Here is a 6885-nt window from a genome sequence, read left to right as displayed (position 1 = left end):
AGGCGACACAGACCACCGTCATTCCGGGTCGCGCCACTTGGCGCGAGCCCGGAATCCATCTTGCCGCGCAAACTGTTGCACGATGGATTCCGGGTTCGATGCTTCTCATCGCCCCGGAATGACGGTGTGTTGCCCTTGTGTTCACGCTTCGAGCGCGATCGCGTGAACGTGCCGGCCGTAGTCCGGCTCCTTGCGATGCACCGAGCGGCGATAGCTGAAGAAGCGCTCGTCGGCGTAGGTGTCGAGGCCGAGATCGTCGATCATCAGGATGCCGGCGGCCTCCAGCCGCGTCCGGATGAAGCCGGCGAGGTCGAACATCGCGTGGCCCTCGCGCGCCGACGGAATGAAGAACGTCGCGTTCTCCGCGTCCGCCTCGATGAAGCGCGCCACGAACTCGTTGCCGACTTCATAGCTCTCCTGCCGGATCAGCGGGCCGATCGCCGTGATGATGCCGCCGCGCGTGGCGCCGAGCTTTTCCATCGCTAGAATCGTCGCCTCCAGCACGCCGGTCAGCGCGCCCTTCCAGCCGGCATGGGCGCAGCCGATCACGCGCGCATTGGGATCGACGAACAGCACCGGCCCGCAATCGGCGGTGGAGACGCCGAGCGCGATGCCGGGCGTCTTGGTCACCAGCGCGTCGCCCCTCGGCCGCGGCCCGCTCGGCCACGGCGTCTCGGCAACCAGCACGTCGGGCGAATGGATCTGGTGCAGGCTGAGGAAACGTTCGGGCGCAACGCCGACATGCTCGGCCATGCGGCGGCGATTCTCCGCGACGAGGGCCTGATCGTCGTTGGAGCCGAGCCCGCCATTCAGCGCGGCATAGATGCCGCCGGAGACACCGCCTTCGCGGGTGAAAAAGGAATGGCGCAGGCCTGGCACCGCCGACAGCAGCGACGAAGCGAGAGTCATCAGTTCCCTCCGGCCTGTTCGAGATCGCTGAGGCCGGCAAGGCCTGACAGCCGCGGCTCGGAGATGCCGAGCACCTTGAACATCGAGCCCATGCCGCTGCGCCCGGTGTCGGTCAGGCGCTTCAGCGCCACGGAAATGTCGGTGGCGACCTCAGGCGCCGCCTTCTGCATCAAGGCGGCTGCGCGGGTGTCGATGCCGACGCGCTTGAGGAAATCGCCCTGCGTCACCGGCCCGTGCACGCGGGCGCCGACATCCTCAGCCGCGCGCGCCAGCGCCTGGAAATCGACATGGGCGGTGACGTCGGCCTGGCCCGGCGCCTTCAAGGGATCGGTGAAGGTGTGGCGCGCGATCGCCTGGAAGGTGTCGCCGGCATCGCTGCGCAAATGGCCGTAATCGATGATCAGCGCCGCACCGTCCTGGTCGCGCACGCGCGTGGCGAGCTTCATCATCTCGCCGTCCGGACGCCATTCGAACACGGCGCCGACGGGCGCGGCGCGCACCAGGGGCGGCAGCAGCACGTCGAAGCGCGGCGTCGGCTCGGGGGCCGCGCCGAACTGAAGCTTGCCGTTGGGATCGATCTCGATCACGCGCTCGTGCCAGCCGTTCTCGTGGCGGACCATCTGGTGGATCGGCAGCACGTCGAAATATTCGTTGGCGAGGATGATGCTCGGGCCTTCGGGCACGTCGTCGATGCTGTCGTRCCAGGCGATGTGGCGCACGCCCGACAGCATCGCACTCTGCCGTTCGCGCAGGACGGGATTGACCTCGACCAGGTGGATATGAAGCGCCTGGTAGAGCGGCGGCAGCACGCGGAGCGCGCGCAGCGCATCCGCCATCATGGTGCCGCGGCCGGGGCCGAGCTCGATCAGCCGCAAGAATTGCGGCGAGCCCATCTGCTTCCATACCGAGGCGGTCCACAGTCCCAGCAGCTCGCCGAACATCTGGCTGACCTCGGGCGCGGTGGTGAAGTCGCCTTCACGCCCGAGCGGGTCGCGCGAGACGTAATAGCCGTAGCGCGGGTGCATCAGGCACAGTTCCATGTACCGCCAGACCGGCATGGGGCCTGAGGATTTGATCAGCGCCTTGATCTCGTTCAACAGCGGCGAGTCGGTCACGGACGGCTTTCTCGAAATGAATTAACTGATAGCCCCGATGGGCCTCGGCGCACCGCGCCTGATAGCCAATACAATAAGTATGCCGCCTACAATAAGCATCGGGATCGACAACAGCATGCCCATGGTTAACCCGCCCCAGAGGTAGCCGAGCTGGACGTCCGGCTCACGGAAATGCTCGCCAATGATCCGGGTCAGGCCGTAGATCAGGATGAAGCTGCCGAGGATGAGCCCCGGCCGCTTCAGGGCGCCGCGCCGGATCATCACGGCGAGCACGATGAAGAGCAACAGTCCCTCCATGCCCGCCTCGTAGAGCTGGCTCGGATGGCGCGGCACGTCGCCCCCTGTCGGAAAGATCATGGCCCAGGGCAGGCTGGGGTCGGCAGCGCGGCCCCACAATTCGCCGTTGATGAAGTTGGTCAACCGCACCAGGAAGATCCCGATCGGCGCAACGCCGCAGGTGATGTCGCCGAGCGACAGGATCGAGATCCTGTTCTTCCGGGCGAACCACATCACCGCGACGACGCAACCGAGGAAGCCGCCGTGGAAGGACATGCCGCCTTCCCACAATTTGAAAATGGCGGCGGGGTGCTCGATGAAGAAGGGSAGATTGTAGAACAGGACGTAACCGGTGCGGCCGCCGACGATGATGCCGAGCGTCACCCACAGGATGAAATCGTCGATCTGCACCAGGCTGATCGGCGATGAGCCGGCCCACAGCCTGTCGTTCTTGATCAGTGCGCGGGCATAGAGCCAGCCGAACGTGATCCCGCAGATATAGCCGAGCGCATACCAGCGGATCGCAAACGGCCCGATCTGGAGTGCGATCGGACTGAACGAGGGAAAGTCGATGAGCAGAAAGGGCATCACGCCTTCTATGTCTAGACGAGATTGCGGCGATAGAGCGCCAGCAGACGCTCCCAATGCCGCTCGGCGGCGTCGCGGTCGTAGACCGGCCGCTTGGGGAAGGCGAAGCCGTGATGCGTGCCGGGATAGATCTCGACCTCGGCTTTGGCGCCGCTCATGCCCTGCTTGACCTTCTCGATGATCTCGGTCGGCGCATAGATGTCGGTCTCGGCGCAGGCGAAATAGAGCTCGGCCCTGGTCTTGGCTGCGGCGAGATGCGGGCTGTCGTCCTGGTCCGTCGCAAGCTGGGTGCCGTAGACCGAGGCGGCGGCCTTGACGCGATCGGGGAAATGCGTGGCGGCGTTGACGGCGTACCGGCCGCTCATGCAGTAGCCGACGGTGCCGACCATCTTCGTGTTGGCGGCGGCCTGGCCCTCCGCATAGGTGAGCAGCGCGCGTGTGTCGTCCATGATCATGGGAATGGTGAGCGAGCCCATCAGTGCGAACATGCGCTTGCGCTCCGGTGCGTTCGGGTCTGTCGGCAGCGCGCCGAGCTCCATCACGCCGGAGCGGTAATAGAGGTTCGGCAGCATCACGTGATAGCCTGATGTCGCGAGCCGGCGCGCCATGTCGCGCAGCTCTTCGCGGATCGCCGGCGCATCCATGTAGAACAGGATGACCGGAAACGGCCCGCCACGTTCGGGATGGGTGATGAAGGTTGCGGTGTGGCCGTCCCTGGTGGGAATCGCGATCTGCTGGTCGATCATCTCGTGCGCCTTGTGATTCTTCTTATGCCGGGACGTTGAATACGATTGCAAGGAAACCGGGGCATGACAAGGATACCGCCGATCGGCCCTTGATCCGTTCCGCCCGGATTGCCATTGTCTTTTCGAGCGTTCGCGCAAAGTTTATCGGAGCTGCCAGGAGACCGAAATGACCCAGACCAACAACCGGTTTTTCGACGAGATCGGCCGCCTGATGAACGACGCCGCCGGCGCGGCCCAGGGCGTCAAGCGCGAGTTCGACACGGTGATGCGGACCCAGGCCGAAAAATTCCTGCGCGACATGGACCTGGTCAAGCGCGAGGAGTTCGAGGCGGTCAAGGACATGGCCCGCCTGGCGCGTGAGGAGAACGAGGCCCTGAAGGCGCGCATCACGGCGCTGGAGGCCAAGCTCGGCGGATAGCACCAATGCCGTAGCCGGATGGAGCGCAGCGCAATCCGGGCCGCTCTCACCTGTTGCACGAGTTCCCGGATTTCGCTCCGCTCCATCCGGGCTACAAGAGGCTACCCGGTGCAGCCCGGCAGCCCATTCTCCTTGTCATTTCCGCGTCTTCCGGGTAAAAGCCCGCCACGTTCGCGGCCCCCGCACCCCTGGAGGCTTGCTGCGAACTATGCCATGGGCCGCGTTGCGGCCCATTAACTTTTGCAAAAACAAGGACTTAACGTTATGGCGACGACCGTCAAGGAATTGAAGGCGACCGCACGTCCGAAGAGCGGCAAGGGGGCCGCCCGGGCTGAGCGTCGCGCCGGGAAAGTGCCCGGAGTGATCTATGGCAACAAGCAGCCCCCGCTCCCGATCTCGGTTGATGATCGCGAACTGCGCCAGCGCATCCTCGCCGGCCGGTTCCTGACCACGCTGGTCGACATCGACCTCGACGGCAAGAAGCACCGCGTGATTCCGCGCGACTACCATCTCGATCCGGTCAAGGACTTCCCGATCCATGTCGACTTCATGCGGCTCGGCGAAGGCGCCACCATCCGCATCAGCGTGCCCTTGCACGTCGTGAAGGCGGAAGCCTCCCCGGGCGTGAAGCGCGGCGGCGCCATCAACATCGTCGCCCACGCGATCGAGCTCGAATGCGGTGTCGAGAGCATCCCGCAGTACATCGAGGCCGACGTCGGCACGCTCGAAATCGGTCACTCGCTGCATCTGTCGGACGTCAAGCTGCCGGCCGGCGTGAAGGCGCTGACCCGCGAAGACGCGACCCTCGTCACCATCGTGCCGCCGTCCGGCTACGCCGAAGAGCAGAAGGCTGCTGCTGCGGCCGCGGCTGGTGGTGCGGCTCCGGGCGCTGCGGCTGCTCCGGCGGCTGGTGCGGCTGCTCCGGCGGCTGGCGCGGCTGCTCCGGCAGCGGCTGCCAAGGCTCCCGCCGGCGGCGACAAGAAGAAGTAATCTCTCAAGGCTGGCGCGCGGTCCCTGATCGCGCGCCGAGCGAGGGGCGCGCCGCGTCATGCGACTCTTTGTTGGGCTCGGCAATCCCGGCGCGAAATACGCACGTAACCGGCACAATATCGGCTTCATGGCCGTCGACGAGATCGCGCGGCGTCATGGTTTCTCGCCATGGCGCCGCAGGTTTCAGGGCGAGACCTCGGAAGGCGCGCTCGGCACTGAGCGCGTGATCCTGCTCAAGCCGACGACCTACATGAACGATTCCGGCCGCAGCGTTCAGGAGGCGGCAGGCTTCTTCAAGATCGCCCCTGGCGACGTCACCGTGTTCCATGACGAGCTCGAACTGCCGCCGGGCAAGGTGCGCGTGAAGATCGGCGGCGGCATCGCCGGCCACAACGGTCTGCGCTCGATCTCGGCGCATATCGGCAACGACTACCGCCGTGTCAGGCTCGGCATCGGTCATCCCGGCGTCAAGGAACTGGTGCACGGCCACGTGCTGTCGGACTTCGCCAAGGCTGACAACGACTGGGTGGCGACGCTCTGCGACGCGGTCGCCGAGCACGCCGCGCTGATCGCCAAGGGCACGGACGCGACCTTCGCCAACAGGGTGCATCTTGCCATGCAGGCGAAGGGATTTTTGACCAAGGACGACAACGGCAAGGAATAACGCTCGTGGGATTTAAATGCGGGATCGTCGGGTTGCCCAATGTCGGCAAGTCGACCTTGTTCAACGCGCTGACCGAGACGGCCGCGGCGCAAGCCGCGAACTATCCGTTCTGCACCATCGAGCCGAATGTCGGCGAAGTCGCCGTGCCCGATCCGCGGCTCGACAAGCTCGCGGCGATCGCCAAGTCCGGTCAGATCATTCCGACCCGGCTGACCTTCGTCGACATCGCGGGCCTCGTGCGCGGCGCCTCCAAGGGCGAGGGCCTCGGCAACCAGTTCCTCGCCAACATCCGCGAGGTCGACGCCATCGCGCATGTCGTGCGCTGCTTTGAAGATTCCGACATCACCCATGTCGAGGGCAAGATCGCCCCGCTCGCCGACATCGAGACCATCGAGACCGAGCTGATGCTCGCCGACCTCGACAGCCTCGAGAAGCGCCTCGACAACCTCAGCAAGAAGGCCAAGGGCAACGACAAGGACGCCAAGGAGCAGCTTGACCTCGTCAACCGCACCCTGGTGCTGCTGCGCGAGGGCAAGCCCGCACGCCTCGTCGAGCGCAAGGCGGAGGAGGAGCGTGCCTTCGGGATGCTCGGCCTGCTCTCGTCCAAGCCCGTGCTCTATGTCTGCAACGTCGAGGAAGGTTCGGCCGCGACGGGCAATTCGTTCTCGAAGGCGGTGCAGGAGCAGGCTGCCAAGGAAGGCGCCGTCGCCGTCGTCATCTCCGCCAAGATCGAATCCGAGATCGCCACCATTTCGCGTGAAGAGCGCGCCGACTTCCTGGAGACGCTGGGTCTCGAAGAGGCCGGCCTCGACCGCCTGATCCGCGCCGGCTACACGCTGCTCGACCTCATCACCTATTTCACGGTGGGCCCGAAGGAAGCGCGTGCCTGGACCATCTATCGCGGCACCAAGGCGCCGGGCGCGGCCGGTGTGATCCACACCGATTTCGAGAAGGGCTTCATCCGCGCCGAGACGATCGCGTATGACGACTACGTCGCGCTCGGCGGCGAGGCCGGCGCCCGCGATGCCGGCAAGCTCCGGCTCGAAGGCAAGGAATACGTCGTCGCCGACGGCGACGTGATGCATTTTAGGTTCAATACGTAAGACGCAAACTGCGTGCCCCGGACGCAGCGCAGCGCTGCTTCAGCGGTGCGCTGCAGAGCCGGGGCCCAAGGAGTCT

8 protein-coding genes are annotated in these 6885 nt (G+C 65.5%); 4 read left to right on the top strand and 4 right to left on the bottom strand.

Translation table 11 applies throughout. The annotated features are described in order from the left end of the window. Positions 1-141: 141 nt before the first annotated feature. The 4 genes from pgeF to AC1D00_RS20105 are packed head-to-tail and all read right to left on the bottom strand — an operon-like array spanning position 142 to position 3634. Complete coding sequence (gene pgeF, locus AC1D00_RS20120; protein ID WP_477011863.1) at positions 142-909, bottom strand: peptidoglycan editing factor PgeF; 768 nt, start codon at positions 907-909, stop codon at positions 142-144. After that, positions 909-2024 (bottom strand): class I SAM-dependent methyltransferase, encoded by a 1116-nt coding sequence (locus AC1D00_RS20115; protein WP_477011862.1) that lies wholly within the window; start codon positions 2022-2024, stop codon positions 909-911. The genes pgeF and AC1D00_RS20115 overlap by 1 nt, the downstream gene beginning before the upstream one ends. 21 nt (positions 2025-2045) lie before the next feature. Further along, positions 2046-2888: a prolipoprotein diacylglyceryl transferase gene (gene lgt / locus AC1D00_RS20110; protein WP_477011861.1), complete on the bottom strand. Its 843-nt coding sequence runs from the start codon at positions 2886-2888 to the stop codon at positions 2046-2048. 14 nt (positions 2889-2902) lie between these two features. Then, positions 2903-3634, bottom strand: coding sequence for a dienelactone hydrolase family protein (locus AC1D00_RS20105; protein ID WP_477011860.1), 732 nt, complete (start codon positions 3632-3634; stop codon positions 2903-2905). A 166-nt stretch (positions 3635-3800) separates the two neighbouring features. On the opposite strand from AC1D00_RS20105, the gene AC1D00_RS20100 reads away from it, so the two are divergent. The 4 genes from AC1D00_RS20100 (at position 3801) to ychF (ending at position 6809) form a co-directional block, all read left to right on the top strand. Continuing rightward, the gene (locus AC1D00_RS20100) at positions 3801-4052 is read left to right on the top strand and encodes an accessory factor UbiK family protein (RefSeq protein WP_011090176.1); all 252 of its coding nucleotides are present in this window, start codon (positions 3801-3803) and stop codon (positions 4050-4052) included. 264 nt (positions 4053-4316) lie between these two features. After that, on the top strand, positions 4317-5042 hold the full coding sequence (locus AC1D00_RS20095) for a 50S ribosomal protein L25/general stress protein Ctc (protein ID WP_135176539.1): 726 nt from the start codon (positions 4317-4319) through the stop codon (positions 5040-5042). A 58-nt stretch (positions 5043-5100) separates the two neighbouring features. Further along, positions 5101-5706, top strand: coding sequence for an aminoacyl-tRNA hydrolase (gene pth, locus AC1D00_RS20090; RefSeq protein ID WP_404552806.1), 606 nt, complete (start codon positions 5101-5103; stop codon positions 5704-5706). A gap of 5 nt (positions 5707-5711) precedes the next feature. Next, positions 5712-6809: a redox-regulated ATPase YchF gene (gene ychF / locus AC1D00_RS20085; protein ID WP_404552807.1), complete on the top strand. Its 1098-nt coding sequence runs from the start codon at positions 5712-5714 to the stop codon at positions 6807-6809. Positions 6810-6885 lie beyond the last annotated feature (76 nt).

The organism is Bradyrhizobium sp. P2_E8 (assembly GCF_056403875.1).
The sequence above is the reverse complement of the archived record's forward strand: the minus strand, read 5'-3'. Positions and strand labels throughout refer to the sequence as shown.